The organism is Adhaeribacter pallidiroseus, from assembly GCF_003340495.1.
GTDB classification, from domain to species: Bacteria; Bacteroidota; Bacteroidia; order Cytophagales; family Hymenobacteraceae; genus Adhaeribacter; species Adhaeribacter pallidiroseus.
In genome coordinates this window covers 1,346,376-1,364,587 of record NZ_QASA01000001.1, presented here as the reverse complement: position 1 = coordinate 1,364,587, position 18,212 = coordinate 1,346,376, and the positions used below count along the sequence as shown (strand labels likewise).

At 42.8% G+C, this 18,212-nt stretch carries 14 protein-coding genes; 6 read left to right on the top strand and 8 right to left on the bottom strand.

Annotated features, from left to right (window positions below):
* The first annotated feature begins 37 nt into the window (after nt 1-37).
* A complete protein-coding gene (locus AHMF7616_RS05355; RefSeq protein WP_115371950.1) occupies nt 38-715 on the top strand; it encodes a hypothetical protein in 678 nt (225 codons plus the stop codon).
* A 314-nt stretch (nt 716-1,029) separates the two neighbouring features.
* Here the strand turns inward: AHMF7616_RS05355 and AHMF7616_RS05350 are convergent, their stop codons facing one another.
* Nucleotides 1,030-1,389, bottom strand: coding sequence for a winged helix-turn-helix transcriptional regulator (locus AHMF7616_RS05350; protein ID WP_115371949.1), 360 nt, complete (start codon nt 1,387-1,389; stop codon nt 1,030-1,032).
* Between the two features lie 95 nt (nt 1,390-1,484).
* Between AHMF7616_RS05350 and AHMF7616_RS05345 the strand changes: the two genes are divergently transcribed.
* The gene (locus tag AHMF7616_RS05345) at nt 1,485-1,904 is read left to right on the top strand and encodes a DoxX family protein (RefSeq protein WP_115371948.1); all 420 of its coding nucleotides are present in this window, start codon (nt 1,485-1,487) and stop codon (nt 1,902-1,904) included.
* A 107-nt stretch (nt 1,905-2,011) separates the two neighbouring features.
* On the opposite strand, the gene AHMF7616_RS05340 is transcribed toward AHMF7616_RS05345, so the two are convergent.
* The 3 genes from AHMF7616_RS05340 to AHMF7616_RS05330 form a co-directional block, all read right to left on the bottom strand.
* Entirely contained in the window at nt 2,012-2,353 is a 342-nt protein-coding gene (locus AHMF7616_RS05340; RefSeq protein ID WP_115371947.1) for a hypothetical protein, read from the bottom strand.
* A 43-nt stretch (nt 2,354-2,396) separates the two neighbouring features.
* A complete protein-coding gene (locus tag AHMF7616_RS05335; RefSeq protein WP_115371946.1) occupies nt 2,397-3,077 on the bottom strand; it encodes a hypothetical protein in 681 nt (226 codons plus the stop codon).
* 381 nt (nt 3,078-3,458) lie between these two features.
* The gene (locus AHMF7616_RS05330) at nt 3,459-4,757 is read right to left on the bottom strand and encodes a DEAD/DEAH box helicase (RefSeq protein WP_115371945.1); all 1,299 of its coding nucleotides are present in this window, start codon (nt 4,755-4,757) and stop codon (nt 3,459-3,461) included.
* Nucleotides 4,758-5,155: 398 nt separating this feature from the next.
* Here AHMF7616_RS05330 and AHMF7616_RS05325 point away from each other — a divergent pair, with 398 nt between their 5' ends.
* Nucleotides 5,156-6,178: a ScyD/ScyE family protein gene (locus AHMF7616_RS05325; protein WP_115371944.1), complete on the top strand. Its 1,023-nt coding sequence runs from the start codon at nt 5,156-5,158 to the stop codon at nt 6,176-6,178.
* 402 nt (nt 6,179-6,580) lie between these two features.
* Here the strand turns inward: AHMF7616_RS05325 and AHMF7616_RS05320 are convergent, their stop codons facing one another.
* Nucleotides 6,581-7,204 carry a TVP38/TMEM64 family protein gene (locus tag AHMF7616_RS05320; protein ID WP_115371943.1) on the bottom strand — a complete coding sequence of 208 codons (624 nt, stop codon included), beginning with the start codon at nt 7,202-7,204 and terminating at the stop codon, nt 6,581-6,583.
* Nucleotides 7,205-7,680: 476 nt separating this feature from the next.
* Nucleotides 7,681-8,529 carry an SGNH/GDSL hydrolase family protein gene (locus AHMF7616_RS05315; RefSeq protein WP_115371942.1) on the bottom strand — a complete coding sequence of 283 codons (849 nt, stop codon included), beginning with the start codon at nt 8,527-8,529 and terminating at the stop codon, nt 7,681-7,683.
* A 195-nt stretch (nt 8,530-8,724) separates the two neighbouring features.
* Between AHMF7616_RS05315 and AHMF7616_RS05310 the strand changes: the two genes are divergently transcribed.
* The 3 genes from AHMF7616_RS05310 (at nt 8,725) to AHMF7616_RS05300 (ending at nt 12,891) form a co-directional block, all read left to right on the top strand.
* Entirely contained in the window at nt 8,725-9,261 is a 537-nt protein-coding gene (locus AHMF7616_RS05310; RefSeq protein WP_115371941.1) for a pyridoxamine 5'-phosphate oxidase family protein, read from the top strand.
* A 188-nt stretch (nt 9,262-9,449) separates the two neighbouring features.
* The gene (locus AHMF7616_RS05305) at nt 9,450-10,157 is read left to right on the top strand and encodes a pseudouridine synthase (protein ID WP_115371940.1); all 708 of its coding nucleotides are present in this window, start codon (nt 9,450-9,452) and stop codon (nt 10,155-10,157) included.
* 559 nt (nt 10,158-10,716) lie between these two features.
* Complete coding sequence (locus AHMF7616_RS05300) at nt 10,717-12,891, top strand: penicillin acylase family protein (RefSeq protein WP_115371939.1); 2,175 nt, start codon at nt 10,717-10,719, stop codon at nt 12,889-12,891.
* 183 nt (nt 12,892-13,074) lie between these two features.
* Here the strand turns inward: AHMF7616_RS05300 and AHMF7616_RS05290 are convergent, their stop codons facing one another.
* Together AHMF7616_RS05290 and AHMF7616_RS05285 are read right to left on the bottom strand one after the other, a co-directional pair.
* A complete protein-coding gene (locus tag AHMF7616_RS05290) occupies nt 13,075-14,286 on the bottom strand; it encodes a glycosyltransferase (protein ID WP_115371937.1) in 1,212 nt (403 codons plus the stop codon).
* Nucleotides 14,287-14,631: 345 nt separating this feature from the next.
* Entirely contained in the window at nt 14,632-18,045 is a 3,414-nt protein-coding gene (locus tag AHMF7616_RS05285) for a DEAD/DEAH box helicase (protein ID WP_115371936.1), read from the bottom strand.
* Nucleotides 18,046-18,212 lie beyond the last annotated feature (167 nt).

The window sequence follows — 18,212 nt, the reverse complement described above, 5'->3', positions numbered from 1 at the left end:
TTGATACAGCCACTTTCTACCATTTAACTTTAAAGCCATGTTTCGGCAGTTACTACATTTCAGGAGTATTCTTTTTATTTTACTTGGTTTGAGCTCGGGCGCTACGGCCCAAAACTTAACTAAACACGATTGGTCGGTGGGCGAAGTTATTCTGACGGATGGCGATACTTTAAAAGGAGCCGTGAGTTATTACTTTCAAAAAGAGCTTATTCAGGTAAAAAATGCGAATGGGTTCATTCAGACTTTCTCGCCGGTTAATGTAACCCACTTCCGGGTGTTCAACGAACAGCGGCAGGAATTCCAAACTTTCCGGCCGTTCCGGTATGCCCCCAATCCCGAAGAACCAACTTTTAAAACTCCGGCCTTTTTTGAGGTGGTAACCGAAGGAAAATATACTTTAATCAAACGCAGTTGCTACGTTATCCGGAACCTGGATCCTGTTCCGGCTTACGCTACCCACGGACAATATTACGAATCTTACTCCGTAACCCGTAAAAAAAGCGATTTAAATAGCTACCAACTAGCCCGGTTAAACGCGTACTTTTTATATACCCCCGAAAACAAGCTTATTCCGCTGCGCCATCCTAAAAAGAATTTAGAAGACTTATACCAGGATAAATCAGTGCCTATGAAAGCTTTTATCCGTCAAAGAAATTTATCTTATAAAAACCCGGTGGCTTTAACACGCGTGGTGCAGTACTTTAATCATTTATAAGCGTTACCCTTGACTGGTTTTCTGAAGCCGATCCCAGAGGTTTTCGGTTTAACCAGAGTTATTTATTTGCTAAACTGCTTCAAAATTTAAAAAATCCGGGGATCACCTTGGTATACTCCTGCGTTTTTATGTATTAGCAAGAATTTTTAAATACGATGCCGTAATATTTTTAATTTTTTTATTCCGAGTACTTCCAGTTCCGGTGAAAAGCCTCCCGACATTCTTGCTTTAGCGAAGCGGGTAAATCCAAATTACTTGCTTTAACTGCTAATTCGGGGTGATCTTTTTAATTATTAGTTCTGAGCCCACGCGTATTATTTCATGATGCGTTGGCGGTGTTGCAAGCCCCAGTTGCGCAATTCATCCATTACTTTATCTAAAGATCGGCTATAAGGCGTTAATTCGTAAGTTACCGTTACGGGGGTGGTTGGATATACTTGCCGAATCACAAATTCATTCATTTCTAATTCGCGCAATTCTTTCGATAGTATTTTGGGGGTAATATCGCCAAGCGTCCGCTGAATTTCATTAAAACGTTGGGGTCCTTCGGATAAAACCATAATTAACGGCAGCTTCCATTTCCCGGATAAAACGTAAAGAGCGTCTTTTATCGCCATCACGCTTACTTTACACGCCTGATTGTTATGCGGTATAAAAGATTTTTCGGTTTCCATAGGTACAGGTTTAGTATCCCAGAAGATACTGGTATCCTTTGGGAAAGTAGTATCTTTTGCATAGTAAAGGTAGGTAGTTTTGTAGAAAAAAGATCATGAAAACACTAAAAATTACTTACTGGGTTACTACAGCGTTGGTAGCCTTGATGATGACGTACTCCGGTTACGCGTATTTAACCGATCCGACGATGAAGCAAGGCTTCGTGCATTTAGGTTTTCCGGCTTACTTCCGGGTAGAGTTAGCGGTGGCTAAATTGATGGGGGTTTTTGTTTTACTGGCGCCAGTACCCCGCCGGATTAAAGAATGGGCCTACGCCGGATTTGTCATTAATTTTATTTCGGCATTTATCGCGCACCTGGCTTCCGGCGATCCTTTTTCGAACGTGGTTGCTCCCCTACTCTTTTTAACTTTGCTGCTCGTGTCGTATTTTACTTACCATAAATTGCTTGCCCGCCGCCCAGATTCTGATCTAGCTCCGAAAGCTTCTGCTGCATCCCGTTTAGCCTTGGACTAAGGCTGATAACTCCTGAATGCACAAAGGCCCTATCTTATACTGGAATGGGCCTTTGTATTCAGATTATGGTAAAAATTTAAAAAAAGTAGCATATAGATGCAGGGCTGTTACTGCTGAGCCGCACCAGTAATTTTGATATACCCTTTATCATACACGCGTTTTTGGGTAAAATCATCTAACTCGTACCACATGTCCAATTCATAAACGGGGGTAAGATAAGTAGTAGCAAATTCCTCCCGGCCGTTTATCATTTTGTAGTCCGTGATCATGTTATAACCGGCGGCCAAAGTTTGTTCGTGGGCTTCTTCCTCATCGTCCAGCTCGTCCATAAACTGCTGATAAACCAGGTGGTATTTACTCGTAATAGCTTCGTAGTACCGTTCCAAGGGCAAATCACTAAAGGTTAAATAACCCTCCTCGTCTTTCGACCAGGTACCTTGTAGTTCCATGTTTTACCGCATTTTTTTAAATTTTAGTGAAGCTTGCGCTTTGCTACTGAATTTCCTCGGCCTTAGGTTCTTTCACTAACTCGGCACTAAATTCATCGGCCACCAAATCGTCTTTGCTTAACCAATAATCCGACGTGATAAAGGTATAGTGGTTATTACCCACAGGCTGTAATTCCCACAAAATGCTTGCGGCTTCCGGGAAATTATTACTTCCGGCTATTTGTTCGCCAAAAAGTCGTTTGATAAGCGTGCGTTCGGATAACCCGTTCTGGAATAAATGCAGCACATCTTCTTTTGTAAACTCCAATATATTCTCCGCGTTTTCCGGCTCTATTGAGAACTGTATAAGGGTAGCCTTGGTATTCGGAAATTTACCGTTAAATGCTTTGAATAAAAGCTGGTTTACCGGGAACAAAGTGGCATGTAAACTTATATCCGGGTATTCCTCCGAAATTTTATCGAGTAACATATCATTCGAAATTTGCTGAATTTGCCCGTCGTTTAACTTATCCGCTAATTTATATTCCAGAACAATGGCGGCTGCTTCATTGGGTTCGTAATCTGTGATGGCCATTAAGAGCAATTCTTCCAGCGTTTCTTTTTCGGCTTTATCGGCATCCGGGTAATTAAACTTCTCCAATAGTTGCATATAATCCGGGTTGGTCCAATAATTTGGAATTTCGCTTATTGTTTGGGCACTGGTAATTTTGATAGTGTATTTCATAGTTTTATAATTCTTAAGGAAAAGGCATAAGACAAACTTCGTACGCGTGTTGCGCCGCAATTTTAAAAATTGGCCCGGCTCAAAGACCAAAACAACGTTTAAGAAATAAGTTGCAAGCTCTGGTTGTGTTATGGGCGTATGCTTTGATTAAAAAAGTTTAAATCAGAGATGCCGTAGACTTTTCTGACTTAAACAGGATGAAGTAGTAGTAAGTATTAATTAAAAAAACAGACCGGGTAAGTAAAAGATTTAATCTACTTTCTCCTTGGTTCCTAATAGGTATACGTAAAAACCCAAGAAGAAAGGTAAAAAAGTAATTGTTTTCAAGAGATATAGATTACAGCGCTTTGAGATAATGTTATTAGTGCGTTTTTTTAAATTTTACTTAGCCCGCCCGAGCTTTACTTTTTTGTTTTTAATTTTTTCGTTTTGCAGCTTTTGAATAAGAGCATCGGCTTTCTTCCGGCTTACGGCGGCGAAGGTAACGTAATCCTGGAGGTAGATTAAACCCAACTCTTCTTTTTGCAGAAAGTTTTTTTGGAGTAGAAAACCCGCCACATCGCCTTTGCTTATTTTATCTTTTTTGCCGGCATTTAAGTACACGGTTTCCCAAGGGCTGGGCGGCGGTAACACTACTTGCGTGGGCAACAATTCAGTAGCAAGCGACTCGGGCAAATAGGCCGGTTTTTGTCCCGGCTGCACCAATACATAAGCCGTTCCTTTGGCGTGCATCCGGGCTGTACGGCCGTTGCGGTGCAGGTAGGTTTCGGCATTGGTTAATTCGTAGTGAATCACGTTTTCAATTTCCGGAATATCTAACCCGCGGGAAGCTAAATCAGTACTAAGCAGTAAATGATACGTGCCATTTCGGAATTTAAGTAAAGCCCGTTCCCGGTCGGGTTGCTCCAAGCCGCCGTGGAATACACCGTGGTCTAGTTTTTTCTGGTTCAGAAATTGGCTTAACTCTTCAACGGCATCGCGTTGGTTGCAAAATACCAAAGTAGGTTTGTTTCCTATTTTACATAATAAACGGAATAAAGACGTAGCTTTATCACCCGCTGCTACCGGAACTATTTTCACTGCCAAATCCGGGGTGCTGGGTGTATCTTGCAGAAAATTAATAAGCACCGGATTTTGTACCTGCGTAAATAAAGGTATTGCGGCCATTGCCGTAGCCGACGTCAGGAGCCTTCTGGTAACTTGTGGCAATTCCTGGATTATAAATTGCATCTCGGCTTCAAAACCAAATTCCAGCGATTTATCAAATTCATCCAGTATTAAAGTATGCACCGGAGTACCAATCAGGTTTTTCTCCCGCAAATGAAAAGCAATCCGGCCCGGGGTACCCACCACTACCGCCGGCGGATTACCCAAAGCGCTCCGTTCCGTACGGGTAGCGTGGCCTCCGTAAAAGCACGTTACCCCAAACCCCGTACCCATTTGCCGGAATACCTGCTCTATTTGCAGGGCCAGTTCGCGGGTAGGAACCAGCACCAAAGCCTGCACTCCCGGCATTGCGGGTTGCAGGCGCTTTAACAAAGGCAACAGAAAACCCAAGGTTTTACCTGAACCAGTTGGCGCCAGCAACACTACATCCTGTTGTTCCGCAGCCGCTAAAGCCGCGGCCTGCATGGGATTTAAATCGGTGATACGTAGTTTATCAAGAATAGCTTCTAGCATCCGTCGGGGTTTATCCAGTATAAAGGTACACGAAATAAAGCTGTACGTATTACAGTGGCTGGGGTATTTGCCAAAACCATAAATTATACAGGAGTAATTTGATTTATAATAATGGAAGCTGGTTCCGGATGACTAAACAAGTTGGTAGCTTAATTTTAAAATTACGCTTCCTCCCGAGAAAGCTTTCAGTAATGCTATTCCCTCAACTGCCTGCTTAATTTTGGTAAAGTATTTGGCTTTTTACCCGCCTCTATAAATAATACTATTTACAACCATTACAACAAAGAAATTAATAGCCGCTTCATATCAAAATAAATTAATAATTAAAATCATTATAATTCAAACATTTACCTAAATTGATCGGGTAAAATTATTTTCTAACTTAAACCACTATTACCATGAAATTAAAAGTAACAACATTGCTTTTTAGCCTGGGTTTATTAGTATTAACCGGCTGCCGCGAATTTTATGAGTACCTGAATGCAGTGGACCCTAAACCTGTGAGTACCAAAGAGTACGCCTCTAAGCTGAACGGCCCCATTGGGCTGGCTTTGGATGCCCAGCAACAGTTGTGGGTAACGGAAATTGGAACTGGCAAAGATGATGGAAAAGTGTCCGTGTTTGATTCTTACGGAAAAAAACACGTGGTAGTGGAAGGTTTTCCTTCCTTTTTTGGACCAGGTGGCTCCGAAGAGATTGTGGGGTTAAATCATTTGTTAGTAAAAGACGGAAAAGTTTATATTCTGCATACCAACGGCATACTGTATATAGCCGATATCAGCAAATATAAAATCGGGGACAAAGTGGTAAAAGCCAGCACCCTCGAAAAGCAGGATATAGGTAATTTTGTCATGAATTATCCCTTCAAAGAAAAGCCGGAAGCATCTAACCCCTATGGTTTAACTGTGGGGCCCGAAGATAATATTTACATTACCGATGCGAGTGCCAACGCCGTTATTCGCCGCACCCCCGCCGGCAAACTACACGTATTTACTGTTTTTACCGATATTAAAAATCCCATTCCTGGTCCGCCGACTATCGATGTAGTACCCACCGGTATTGGCTTCAACGAACAGCGTTTTTACGTTACCACTTTAACTGGTTTTCCTTTCCCGAAAGGAGAAGCCCGGATTTATTCCGTAGATCGCAAAGGCAAATATACCTTGTATCAGGAAGGATTTACCACCATAACGGATATGACCTTCGATCCGGCTTATAACCCGGTAGTAGTGGAACATGCGCAATTTGGCCAACAAGGGTTTATACCCAATACCGGCCGAATAGTGGTGGCCGCGGATAACGGACAAGCAACCTTCGGGTCAGCGATAAACCAACCAACATCTATTGTGAGAAGTGGGCCTTTAACGTATTACGTAAACAGTTTACCCGATGGCAAAATATTTAAAGTAACCAACGAGTAAGCAACAATTTTGAACTACCGGAAAATAATTAACTTGGCTTGAAAAATTAACGCTAAAGGTTCGGGTACTTTCCGGAATAGATAAAATTTAAAAAAATGATTGTACGCCTACCTTATAAGTAGTTGGTCGTTTTTAGTTGTTCGTTATTCGATCGTTATAACTTTAACCATCAATTGCTTAATCTCAGGATTTTAGCAACTTAATTTTGTCCTGTTACTTAGTTTACCCGTGTATTAAAGAATACTTTTCAATCAGTTTGGAGTTTTCCGGGGGGAGACTCCAAACTTTTTAATAAAGAAAAGACGGGCATGCTGTGCCAGCAAAAAACCCAAGGCCTTTATCGAATAGCTTAACCAAACCACCTTTGGCCTTTCTTTAGGCTTTTTCTGCTGTTTTATAAAGCTAAATTCGTTTATTTTTTAAAAAATACTGCACCAACCAACCTACTACTACCGTACCCACAATAATAATCAGGGTTATTAAGCCCGAATGGAGTGTATTAGCATAGCTGCCCAAATAGCCGTAAACCACCGCTATCAGCAAATGACCTATTGCGGAATACAGCAAGAAAGTTTTAAACGGCACGGCGGCAGTTCCGGCCACAAACGAAACCGCTTCGGACAAAATAGGTAAAGCTTTCGAAGTAAGAATGGCCCAGTTCCCGTACTTCCGGAAAAAATTATTGCTAAAGGCTTTATCCGTGGCGGAGAAAAACTTATCGAAATAAGGATTGGCACTTTGCCCTAAATAAAATCCAAATAAAGAAGAAACCAGGGTGCCGCCCCAGGAAACCATACTGCCGAGAAAAAAGCCCAAAACTTTACCATTTAAAATCATTAACAAACTGGAGGGAACCGGCAAAAGGGTATCCAGGGATAAAAAGCCAAAGCTGAGCAAGGTAAAGGTAGTTAAGGTTTTTCCGGAATTCACGTACGTGGTGATCCAGTTTTCCAGATCATCGAACAACAGAAAAGTAAGGATTATCAGGATACAACAAAACAAGAAAATGTACAATAGGCGCTTCATCGGCTTACTTTAATACTAATGGGGAGTGGCGGTATTTTTAAATTTTAGCAGAGGTGCAACCCGTTTTTTAAATATTGAGCCGGTTTTATAAAGAGCAAACCGGTTTTTGGCAAAATGCAACCGGCCAGAATAAAGCAAATATTGCCCGCATTCCGACCGGTTGCTTATTTTTATACCCGAGATAAAAAATTACCTCTAAAGCATAACATGAAAATAAAACTATTTACTAACTGGTAAATGGTAAATGTTCAGTAAAAGAACAAACTAAAAGACACATTCCAATATTATAAATACAAGGTTAAATCACTGATATTTTAATGTATTATAAGTAGTTGGTCGTTATTAGTTGTTCGACCTATAAACTATTGATAACTAAAACATTACCTTGAAATATCCTTACGTTTATTTTTGTCTTGATACTTGTGTCTTACTACTTGTGTCTTACTACTTGTGTCTTACTACTTGTGTCCATTTACTTATTTGCTCGCTTTAATCAACTTAAGTTCTTTTTTCATTACTTCGGCCAGCATGTTGGCAATAACGGCGTAGCCTTTATCCGAAGGGTGCAAGCCATCGTAAGTCATGTCGATGGATTCCGGTGGATAAGGGTACTCGTCGGTTTCGGGGTTAAAAGGCACGTCGATAAAGCTGGGATACGGATAATCTTTGTACGCGCCGGTAGCCGGGTCTTTTAAGCGTTTAAATTTTACCAGGTTATTCAGGTCCATGCCGCTGTCGTTGTATAAGTCTAATACCGGCAGCTTTTCGTTAGTACCAATTACATGAATAGCTTCGGCAAAAGCGGCCAGCGATTGGTTGTTTTTATCTTTGTAGGAGCCATAGGCATTATTTTTCATGTTGGCGATGTACACAAAATCTACCCGCTGCATGGGGGTAATTAAAACAATGGGTGCTTTTTTATTTAAGCGGCGCAGTTTATCTATAATAATCCGGTAAGAGCCAAAGAAAGTTTTATCGCCGGTATTGTTTTTATAATCTAACCAGGTGCCAATGGGGCGGCCTTGCCACCAATCGTTGGTACCTAAAAAAATTGAATACACATCGGCATTTACCAACTCCAGTTTTTCAATTTCTTGGGCAATTCCGCCGGCGGTCCAGCCATTATAGCCTTTGTTAATGTATTCCAAACCCGGAATCTGCTCTTTTACCAGCGTCAGGTAACCTTTGGTAATGCGGTTTCCCGTTTCGTCGGGATGATCGTTGAGGTAAGTAATCGAATCGCCGATGGCTACCCAGGTAAGTGGTTTAGGCGTAAAAGCGCTGAAAAGCAAAAGTACAACAACGAGAATAGGTAATTTTTTCATGGAAAGACGCATTAACTAGGTTATTAAAGATACAGGATAACCCGCATAAACACAATAAAAGCAACGAAGCAAAAGCAAGCTTTGGTTTTTAAATTACTTTAATAATCGGCGGGGTGCCTGCTATTTAAAAATTTAATAATAACCTTTTGTGCTGGGCCAAGTTAAAAAGAGAAACTTATTTTAAAAAAGAAATAGATGGACAGCATCAATCAGCAACAACCCGAAAAAAACCACGAAGACCTGCACGGCAACCAAGCTGGTCAAAAAATAAAAGAATTAGCCGAAAAAGCCGATTCCTGTTTTTTCTGCACCAAAATAACCACCGGCCAGCCGCTGAAAGTACGGCCCATGTCGATCAGAAAAGTAGACGAAGCCGGCAATTTTTATTTCTTGAGTGCGTCGGATAGTCATAAAAACGCCGACATCCAAGCCGACCCGCAGGTGCATTTGTTATTTCAAGGCTCAGAACACAGCGATTATTTAAGCGTTTTTGGCACCGCTACCATTAACCGCGACAAAGAACTGATTAAAGAGTTATGGAATCCGATTCTGAAAACCTGGTTTACCGAAGGCCTGGACGATCCGCGTATTACCGTACTGCAAATAAAAGCTGCGGAAGGGTATTACTGGGACAACAAACACGGCAATACCGTAGCCTTTGCCAAAATTGCTTTAGGCGCTATAATTGGTCAAACCCTCGACGACTCTATTGAAGGCAAACTAAACGTGTAAGCTTTTTAAAAATTTAAAAAAACCGCAAAGGTCTGTGTCGGCACAGACCTTTTTTACTACTCCTGATTCTGTTTTATCCGGGAGTTCTCCCGGAAACGTAAAAATGCTATGTTGCTTCTAATTCATACTGCTACTTTTGCCTAATACATAATCCACTTCTTTTCCCGGAGACAATTATTTCTGAATTGATGAAAGTTTTATTGGCTTCGCTGAAGCATTTTGTGGTACAGAAATTACAGGTTTCGAACCAACAAGCAATAACGTACATACTAGCCGGCCGGGTGCGGGTAAATGGAAGCAATGGGCAGCTACAACAAGCCTTGCAGCCAGAAGATGAAGTTACTTTTGAGGGGCAGGTCATAAAAGAACCAAAAGCATTTGTGTACCTGGCCTACAACAAACCCCGCGGCATCGAATCGACTTTGAATACCCACGTCGAAAATAATCTTACCCACGCTTTAAACCTAAATCAGCGGGTTTTTCCCATTGGTCGTTTAGATAAAGAATCCGAAGGGTTAATGCTGCTCACTAACGATGGAACGGTTTTATATAAAACCATTCACGCCAAAATTCATCAGGAAAAAGAATATCTAGTAAGCGTAGATAGACCATTAACCCCCGAAGCCCTTCAGCATTTAGCCACGGGTATTATGATTATGGGCAAACAAACCCGCCCAGCAGTTGTGGCCCAAATAAATACCCACGCCTTCCGCATTATTTTAAACCAAGGCTTAAATCGGCAGATTCGAAGAATGTGTTACAAATTAGGTTACCAGGTGCAACAACTTATTCGAACCCGGATTGTAAATCTGGAACTCGGCGGTTTAGAACCAGGCGAATGGCGGTACTTAAGCCAACCTGAGGTGCAAGAACTCCTGCAAGCCGTAGCAACTTAACGCTGCCGAAATGTTACCTGAAATAAGCTGGGTTGAGGCGCCATATTAATTAAAAATTTAAAAAACAGTACCCAACCATCTAAATCCTTCCCTACCGTAGAATTGGCAACTCGTTAAGCAGCAATTTTTTTTTACCACTGCAGGTATAAACAGCTGTTCAATTTTTAATAAGTAGTTGGTCGTTTTTAGTTGTTCGTTATTCGATCGTTATAACTTTAACCATCAATTGCTTAAACTCAGGATTTTAGCAACTTAATTTTGTCTTGTTACTTAATTTGTAAAGCTTAATCGGGAACCATGCGGTACTTTCATAACCTGCTGCGCATTAAAAAATACGCAATAAAAAAATGGCTTCTTTCCGCCAGATACCCATTGCCAAGAAATTTTTTTACCTGAATGCTAAATAATTAGTTTTTTTTAAAATTAGACTAAATTTCCAGTCTCTTACTAAATTAAATAGGTTTAATAAGGTCTATTCTATAAATATGTACTTAGGTAAAACCACCGGCCACGGCCAGCTTGCCTGGATGTATTACGCTTACCTGAATTTGTAACCCGTATGAAAAGCATACTATTCCTTTTACTGATACCGTTACAACTACTCGCGCAAAAGTTTACTCCCACCGAAATGAACCGGTGGCAGCAACAAGCCCAACAAGTTTCCATTACCCGCGATCAATACGGGATTCCGCATGTATACGGCACCACCGACGCCGATGCGGTTTTTGGCTTATTGTACGCGCAATGCGAAGATGATTTTAAGCGCGTAGAAATGAATTATATCGAAAAACTAGGCCGCCTGGCCGAGGTAAAAGGCGAAGCCGAACTGTACAACGATTTACTCATCCGCTTACTCATTGATTCTACCGAGGCCATCAGCGACTATCAGAAGGCCGAACCGTGGCTCAAAAAATTACTAAACGCTTACGCCGACGGTATTAATTACTATTTGTACCAAAATCCGGAGGTAAAACCCGCTCTGTTGCACCGCTTTAAACCCTGGTACCCCTTGCTTTGGACTGATGGCAGTATCGGCGCCATTAACACCGCCGATATAACCGTTACTGAATTAAAAAATTTTTACACCGGCTCCCAGGACTTTTCGAGTGCTGTGCCTAAAAAAATGGAATTGCCGAGCGGTTCTAACGGGTTTGCGTTTGCCCCCGCTAAAACCGAATCGGGCCACGCGATTTTGTACATTAACCCCCACGTTACGTTTTACTTCCGGCCCGAGGTGCAGGTGCAAAGCCAGGAAGGTTTAAACGCGTACGGAGCCGTTACCTGGGGGCAGTTTTTTGTGTACCAGGGCTTTAATGAACACTGCGGCTGGATGCACACTTCCGGCAACACCGACGTAGCCGATTTGTACGAAGAGAAAATTGTAAAGAAAAATAAGGCTTTGTTTTACCAGTATAACAATTCCCTGAAGCCAGTAACCCAGAAAAAAATTACGCTCCGGTACCGCGAAGGCGAGGCTTTAAAAACCAAAATTATCCAGGCGTATTATACCCACCACGGCCCCATTATGGCGCAACGGCATAATAAATGGATCAGCCTGAAATCGTACAACCGGTCGATGGTTAGTTTGGTCCAGAGTTGGCAGCGCACCAAGGCCAAAAGTTTTGCGGAGTACAAAAAAGTCATGGATTTAAAAGCCAATACTTCCAACAACACCGTTTACGCCGATGCGGAAGGCAATATTGCCTATTGGCACGGGAACTACGTGCCGGTGCGGGACAAGGCACTGGATTGGTCGAAACCGGTAGATGGCAGCCTGGCCGCCACCGAATACAAAGGGTTGCACCCGGTTGACGAAACAGTGCACCTGTATAACCCAGCCAACGGCTGGATTCAGAATTGTAACTCTACCCCATTTACGGCGGCCGGCCCCAGCAGTCCGAAGAAAGCAAACTACCCCGCCTACATGGCGCCGGATGGAGAAAATTTCCGGGGCGTAAACGCGGTACATATTTTTAGCAATAGTGGCAAGTACACCCTGGATAAAGTAATTGCCGATGCGTATAACACCCATTTAGCCGCTTTTGACGTGCTGTTACCCGCCCTATCACAAGCTTACGAAGCCAATAAAACCGCTACCCCCTACCAACCTCTAGCGGAAACCATAAAATTGCTGGCCGCCTGGGACCGCAATTCTTCCGAAAGCTCCGTAGCAACTACATTAGCTATTGAATGGGCCCAGAAACTAAGTCCCGCTATCCGGCAAGTTTACATCGATCAGGGCGATGCGGATCAGGTGCAAAAAACCCAGCAGTTTGCCCAAATTGCTACCGCCGACCAATTATTAGCTCCCCTGCTGGAAGTAAAAGCGGAACTGCAAAGCAAGTTTGGGAAATGGAATATAGCCTGGGGCGAAATTAACCGCTACCAACGGCTCTCCGGCGATCTTGAACTGAAGTATGATGACACCCAACCCAGCTTACCCAGCGGCTTTGCGGCTTCAACCTGGGGCTGTTTGCCTTCTTTTGTAAGTCGCACTTATCCGGGTACCAACAAACGTTACGGGTATAACGGCAACAGCTTTGTGTGCGCGGTGGAATTTGGTCCCAAAGTTAGAGCTAAATCCTTATTAGCCGGCGGCAACAGTGGCAATCCCCATTCTAAACACTTCAACGACCAGGCCCAAATGTACACCCAAGGCCAGTTTAAAGAAGTATTGTTTTACCAAGAAGACGTAGAGAAAAACGCCGAAAAGACGTACCACCCGGGCGAGTAAATGTAAAACAGTGAATACTTTTCAATTCTAGATGTGCTTGGCGGTAGAATCCAGCATTCTAAACATACGACAGGCTGCTATCCTGCAATGGGCCAATGCTTTCTGGAGTTTATGTTTCATAAAAAAAGTGGTACTGCCTGAAAAACGCCACTACCACTTTATTTTTTTTAAAATTTTTGCTTTCTACAAAGCTTGCATCCGCTTTACCAGCTGGGTATAGTTACTTTCGGCGTTAAACTTTGCATACCAGGTGTTTAGTGCTTCGTTTCGTTTGCGCCGGTAGTCGGGGTCGGGTTTGGCCAGCAGATCCGCAATAATTTGGGTATCAAAATCTTTCGGGATTAAGTGGCCGTTGGCAGCATTTACAATTTCATAGGTAGCCCCACCGTCGGTAGCAATGGCTGGTATCCCAAACGAAAAAGCTTCCATGATACTAACCGGAATGCCCTCGCCGGTACTTACATTTAAAAACCAGTTCACGTAATTATCCTGGTAAAACTGATACAACTGGGCTTGGGAAACAGGGCCGTGCAGGTTTACGTTTACGTTTTTCCCTACCTCTTTTACAATGTCCTGGATTTTGCTCATTTCGGTGCCTCCCCCAAAGTGATGCCATTCTATCTGGTGATTACCAGTGTATTTAGTCAAGGCTTCGGCAATTAAATGCACGCGTTTGCGCGGTTCTAAGTGGCTGCACGAAACTACGCGCACTATCTCGCTATCTTTTACTGTGCAATAGTCAGCGGTATTGTTTATACCTAAATGGCTAACGAATATCTTGCTTTTGTCTATTTTATAAAAATTCTGCAGAATAGAAGAAATGTCATTCGAAATGGGCAGCAACAATTCGGCAGAACTATAAATGTTTGATCTTACCGGCATGTAGCCGTTAAACCGGTCGAGGTAAAAATCGCCGAAGTGCATGCGCACAATTTTTTTATATGGCTTACATAATTCGGTAGCAAACACCGGCGCATTGGCCCAATAAGAATAGAGCAGAGCATCTTTACCTACTTTTTCTAATAACTTTTCTACTTTTTGGTACGAAATCCGGTGTACCAGCAAGGTATTTACCCATTGGCTAATAGCGGGTTTAGAACTGTACGCTTTGTTCTTGATTAAATCCTTCACGAACATGCCCAGAGAAGTAGAATTAAAAATACCCTGCACGAACCGGGCTTGTTTCCCCGACGGCACCATCGGTTCTTCGATGACCACCACATTAGCCGGAATATTTCTTTTCGCGTGCGTTTTGTACGGGTTGTAGGTAGGCTGAATATAAACGGTTTTAAACTCTTGGGCTAAGTACTGTAGTTCATTTTCAAAGTAAGTTTCCCGGGTTCCGTACGGATAAGAACTGGTAAAGCAAACTAAAGTTTGGTGCTTATTTTCCATATAGGCGTTTTCTGAGTAGAAAAATACGGTTTTACTAATTGTTGTTTTGGCTGTTTGTATTAAATCAAATCTTGATTCACCCCAGCCTTTTGGGTGCCAATTTAAAATTTAAAAGCCCCAAGCAAATACAGTACTCAAAATTTAAAAATTAATATTTGGCGCAAAGGTATCCATATTTTTTGATTACTATATAATTAAAATTATGTATTTTCTAAATTTATTGCAGTATCGTTACAGCAAATTAATTTTTAAGGCAGTAAACTAACATATTTTACAATTAACAGAACACATCGGCGTACCTTTCTATAAAACCAGGTAGTAAAAAGCCGCTTATTTGCGCTTAGTTTATATCCTGTTTTGGCCCAGTAAACCTAATAAATCTTGTTTGGAGAGGGTTTTCAAAATAGAGTTATCTTTTTGTATAACTTCTTTTACCAGTTCTTTTTTGGCTTCCTGCAACTTCCTGATTTTTTCTTCTACGGTGTCGGGGCAGATGAAGCGAACGGCTACTACGTTTTTCTTTTGCCCGATGCGGTAGGTGCGGTCGATAGCTTGGTTTTCCACCGCTGGGTTCCACCAAGGATCTACGAGGTAAACATAATCGGCAGGAGTTAAATTTAAGCCGGTACCACCCGCTTTTAAACTGATTAAAAATACCCGCACCTCTTCGTTTTCTTGAAATTTGTTTACAGCGCCAGCGCGGTCTTTGGTTTGGCCGGTTAGAACACTAAAGGCAAGGCCCCGGTTTTTTAATTCTTTTTGAATAAGCTCCAGCATGCTTACAAACTGCGAAAACACCAATATTTTGTGATAAGGTGCTTTACTTTCGATTTGCTCCAGCAAGGTTTCAATTTTTACCGAGGCGCTTACGTTGTAATCGCCTTCGGGTAACAAGGAGGGGGAGTTGCAGATTTGCCGCAGTTTGGTAAGTCCGCGTAATACGTGCATAGGGTTCTTTTTAAGTTCGTCTTCTTCCTGCGCCGAGATATAATCCCGGATTTCCCTTTCGGCGGCTTCGTATACGCGGCGTTGTTCCAGGCCCATCTGGCAGTAGATCACCATTTCGGTTTTATCGGGCAGTTCCGGCGCAACTTGCTCCTTGGTGCGCCGCAGAATAAACGGACTCACTTTGCGTTGCAATTCGGCGGCGCGTTGGCTGTTTTTAAATTTATCGATGGGTGTGGAATAATGGTCGCGGAAGTACCGTTTGCTGCCCAATAAACCCGGACAAGCAAACGATAATTGGCCGTATATATCAAAGGTGTTGTTTTCGATGGGCGTACCGGTTAGCACCAGCTTGTTCCGCGATTGCAGCAGCCGGACCGCGCGGTATCGTTCCGTTTCCGGATTTTTAATGTTTTGCGATTCATCCAGAATAACGTAATTAAAAACATACTCTTTGAGCACCCGGATATCGGACACCAGCGTACCGTACGAAGTAAGAATAATTTCGTAATTTTTTAAATTTTGAGTGGTTTTAATCCGGTTAGTGCCGTAGCTGGTTAGTACTTGTAAGGTTGGAGCAAACCGGGCAATTTCTTCCTGCCAGTTAAACAGTAAAGAAGTGGGCACCACTACCAGGTTGGTATTATGATTTACCTTGCTGCGTTGCGCCAGAATAAAAGCCAGCACCTGAATGGTTTTACCTAAGCCCATGTCATCGGCGAGGCAGCCGCCAAAGTTAAACTGGTCTAAAAAATTTAGCCAGTGCAAGCCTTGTTTCTGGTAACCACGCAGGGTGGCGTGCAATTCCGGAGGAACTTGGGTTTCCGGAATAAATTCGATAGTAGCTAATTGCTCCTGGTACCGGGCCAGTTCTCTTTGTACTTCCTGCGTTAAAACCTCGGTTTCGTACAACTCCGCTACGCCGGCATAGTTCACTTTGGGAGTACGCAGTTTTTCGCCAACTATTTCGCCCACTTCCAGGTATTGACTTAATTTCGCCAGCCACTCCTCGGGTAATATTCCCTGGGTGCCATCATCTAAAGTAATAAAGCGGTTTTTGTTCCGGATAGATTTGTGCAGGTATTTTAAGGGTACTTGGTGTTTGCCGAACCGCACGTCGATGGTGGTATCAAACCAGTTAATGCCACTGGTTACCAAAATGTTTACTTTAGCTTTGTGCGGGTTCAGATTATTATTTTTTAATTCTTTAAAGCCCAGAATGGTAATGCCGGCTTGTTGCCAGGCCTCAAAAGCATCCAGAAACCAACCATCCCGCAAAAAACGGTCGCGGTGCAGGTAAAAACAATCCTGGTGCAGTTGTTCGTAAAAATACGGATGTTGTTGCAGAATGGCGGCCGTTAAGTTATTTTCCGCTTCTTCGTCGCGCGCTAAGGTAAAGGCATTGCCCCGGGCATCGGTCGCGTAAATTTGCTGGCGGGATAATACCGGAATTTCCAACGGCCCGTAACGCATTACCGGCGTTATTAAAATAAAATCTTCGGAATCAGATAAGTAAATAATAGATTCGCGGGTTTCGTCGAAGCCGTAATCTATTATTTGCTTTTCGGTGGCGGGCTTCACGTACGAATAGTTTACCCGGATTTTTGTTTCCAGATTAACCAGCACGGTTTGCCGAAACTCCGCAAATTTTGTTTCGTGAATAATGATTTTGTGGTTCCTTTTTTTAAAAAACCGGATTACGCGCAACATATCCGGGTTCTGAATAAAGTAGAGTTTGTTTTTAAATGCCACAAAATACTCGTGGAGAATTTCCAGTTTAGGTAATTCTAATTTTTGTTCCTCCAACGTAATACTACCCGTAATCTGGTAAAAATAGTCTTGCAGGTGCACGTGCAATTCCAGATTTACCGGTAAGTTTTGCACCTGCACCGGCACCAAAGAACCAGCTGTAACAGTACCCGTGGCTTTTTTTAAATTTTGCCGGTAAAAGTTGAGTTGTAAGGGATTTTTCACCAGGGCTTGCAGGGCCTCCCCGTCTGATTCGGCCGGCGTAGTTTGGTAATTATGCTGAAACTTGGCAACGGCCGAATAAAATTTAATTTCTTCCGGGTTATGGGTGAGCCAGATTAAATCGGCCGGCAAAATTTCTTGCAGCGGATTCTTCAGTTTACCTTCCGGGTTTACCGTTGCCTGGAACAACTGGAGGTATAAGTGTTTATAATATTTGTGTTCCGCTAACACCACGAGCAAGCGGGTAGTTTCTGGGGCGGCATTCCGGGAAGAAACCGGGCGCTGGGGCTTGAGCAACAAGGAATCCGCTAAGTAGGCCTGGGTTTCGGCGTTTACCGGTAATAATTCTTTGATGCGGGGCTTTATGGTAATGGTTTTTTGGGCATACTCCAGTTCGAAATACGCGTCCAGGTTTTCTTCCTGGGCCAGGCCATAATCCTGGGCCACCGGTTTTATTTTATCACGCCTTAACTTTTCATCAAAAAACACCCGCAACTCCGGGCGTAGCATAATGGCTTGTAAAACCTGCGCCTGGTGCGCACAAAGTTGGCTTTTAGAAACTAGGCAAGAGCACGACAGCCAAATGGAATTTTCTAACTGCACCACTTTAACTTCCGGTCCCGGGTCGGTTCTGGTGCTAAAAGTAAATAATCCTTGATTTAAGCCCAGAAAAGTAGGATAAACCTGGTAGGAAGAACCCATGGAAGTTCTGGTTTCGGCGGTGCTGTGCTTTACCAGATCGTTGTAAGAAATACTGGTAATGGTTTTACCTTCCAGTATATAATCGGTGGGGTGTTCCTGGTTTATTTTTCTGTCTCCTGCGGTTCTCTCTTTCTCCGGCATCTCTATAAGTTTGTTACCGAAAGTTAAGCAGAAAAGTTTTTGTTTTTTGATTTTAGCGCGTGCTATGATGTAGTTCTTTGGAGCCGGTTCCCGCCTCCAAAGAAAAGCTTTAGAGGCTAAAAAAGCTTCTATTTCTTTGGGGGATTTGCATTAGCCCTACTCAATAC

What these genes read in the sequence shown, in the direction of transcription:
- AHMF7616_RS05355 (WP_115371950.1), top strand. Translation starts at nt 38, where the DNA reads ATGTTTCGGCAGTTACTACATTTCAGGAGTATTCTTTTTATTTTACTT.
- AHMF7616_RS05350 (WP_115371949.1), bottom strand. Translation starts at nt 1,389, where the DNA reads ATGGAAACCGAAAAATCTTTTATACCGCATAACAATCAGGCGTGTAAA.
- AHMF7616_RS05345 (WP_115371948.1), top strand. Translation starts at nt 1,485, where the DNA reads ATGAAAACACTAAAAATTACTTACTGGGTTACTACAGCGTTGGTAGCC.
- AHMF7616_RS05340 (WP_115371947.1), bottom strand. Translation starts at nt 2,353, where the DNA reads ATGGAACTACAAGGTACCTGGTCGAAAGACGAGGAGGGTTATTTAACC.
- AHMF7616_RS05335 (WP_115371946.1), bottom strand. Translation starts at nt 3,077, where the DNA reads ATGAAATACACTATCAAAATTACCAGTGCCCAAACAATAAGCGAAATT.
- AHMF7616_RS05330 (WP_115371945.1), bottom strand. Translation starts at nt 4,757, where the DNA reads ATGCTAGAAGCTATTCTTGATAAACTACGTATCACCGATTTAAATCCC.
- AHMF7616_RS05325 (WP_115371944.1), top strand. Translation starts at nt 5,156, where the DNA reads ATGAAATTAAAAGTAACAACATTGCTTTTTAGCCTGGGTTTATTAGTA.
- AHMF7616_RS05320 (WP_115371943.1), bottom strand. Translation starts at nt 7,204, where the DNA reads ATGAAGCGCCTATTGTACATTTTCTTGTTTTGTTGTATCCTGATAATC.
- AHMF7616_RS05315 (WP_115371942.1), bottom strand. Translation starts at nt 8,529, where the DNA reads ATGAAAAAATTACCTATTCTCGTTGTTGTACTTTTGCTTTTCAGCGCT.
- AHMF7616_RS05310 (WP_115371941.1), top strand. Translation starts at nt 8,725, where the DNA reads ATGGACAGCATCAATCAGCAACAACCCGAAAAAAACCACGAAGACCTG.
- AHMF7616_RS05305 (WP_115371940.1), top strand. Translation starts at nt 9,450, where the DNA reads ATGAAAGTTTTATTGGCTTCGCTGAAGCATTTTGTGGTACAGAAATTA.
- AHMF7616_RS05300 (WP_115371939.1), top strand. Translation starts at nt 10,717, where the DNA reads ATGAAAAGCATACTATTCCTTTTACTGATACCGTTACAACTACTCGCG.
- AHMF7616_RS05290 (WP_115371937.1), bottom strand. Translation starts at nt 14,286, where the DNA reads ATGGAAAATAAGCACCAAACTTTAGTTTGCTTTACCAGTTCTTATCCG.
- AHMF7616_RS05285 (WP_115371936.1), bottom strand. Translation starts at nt 18,045, where the DNA reads ATGCCGGAGAAAGAGAGAACCGCAGGAGACAGAAAAATAAACCAGGAA.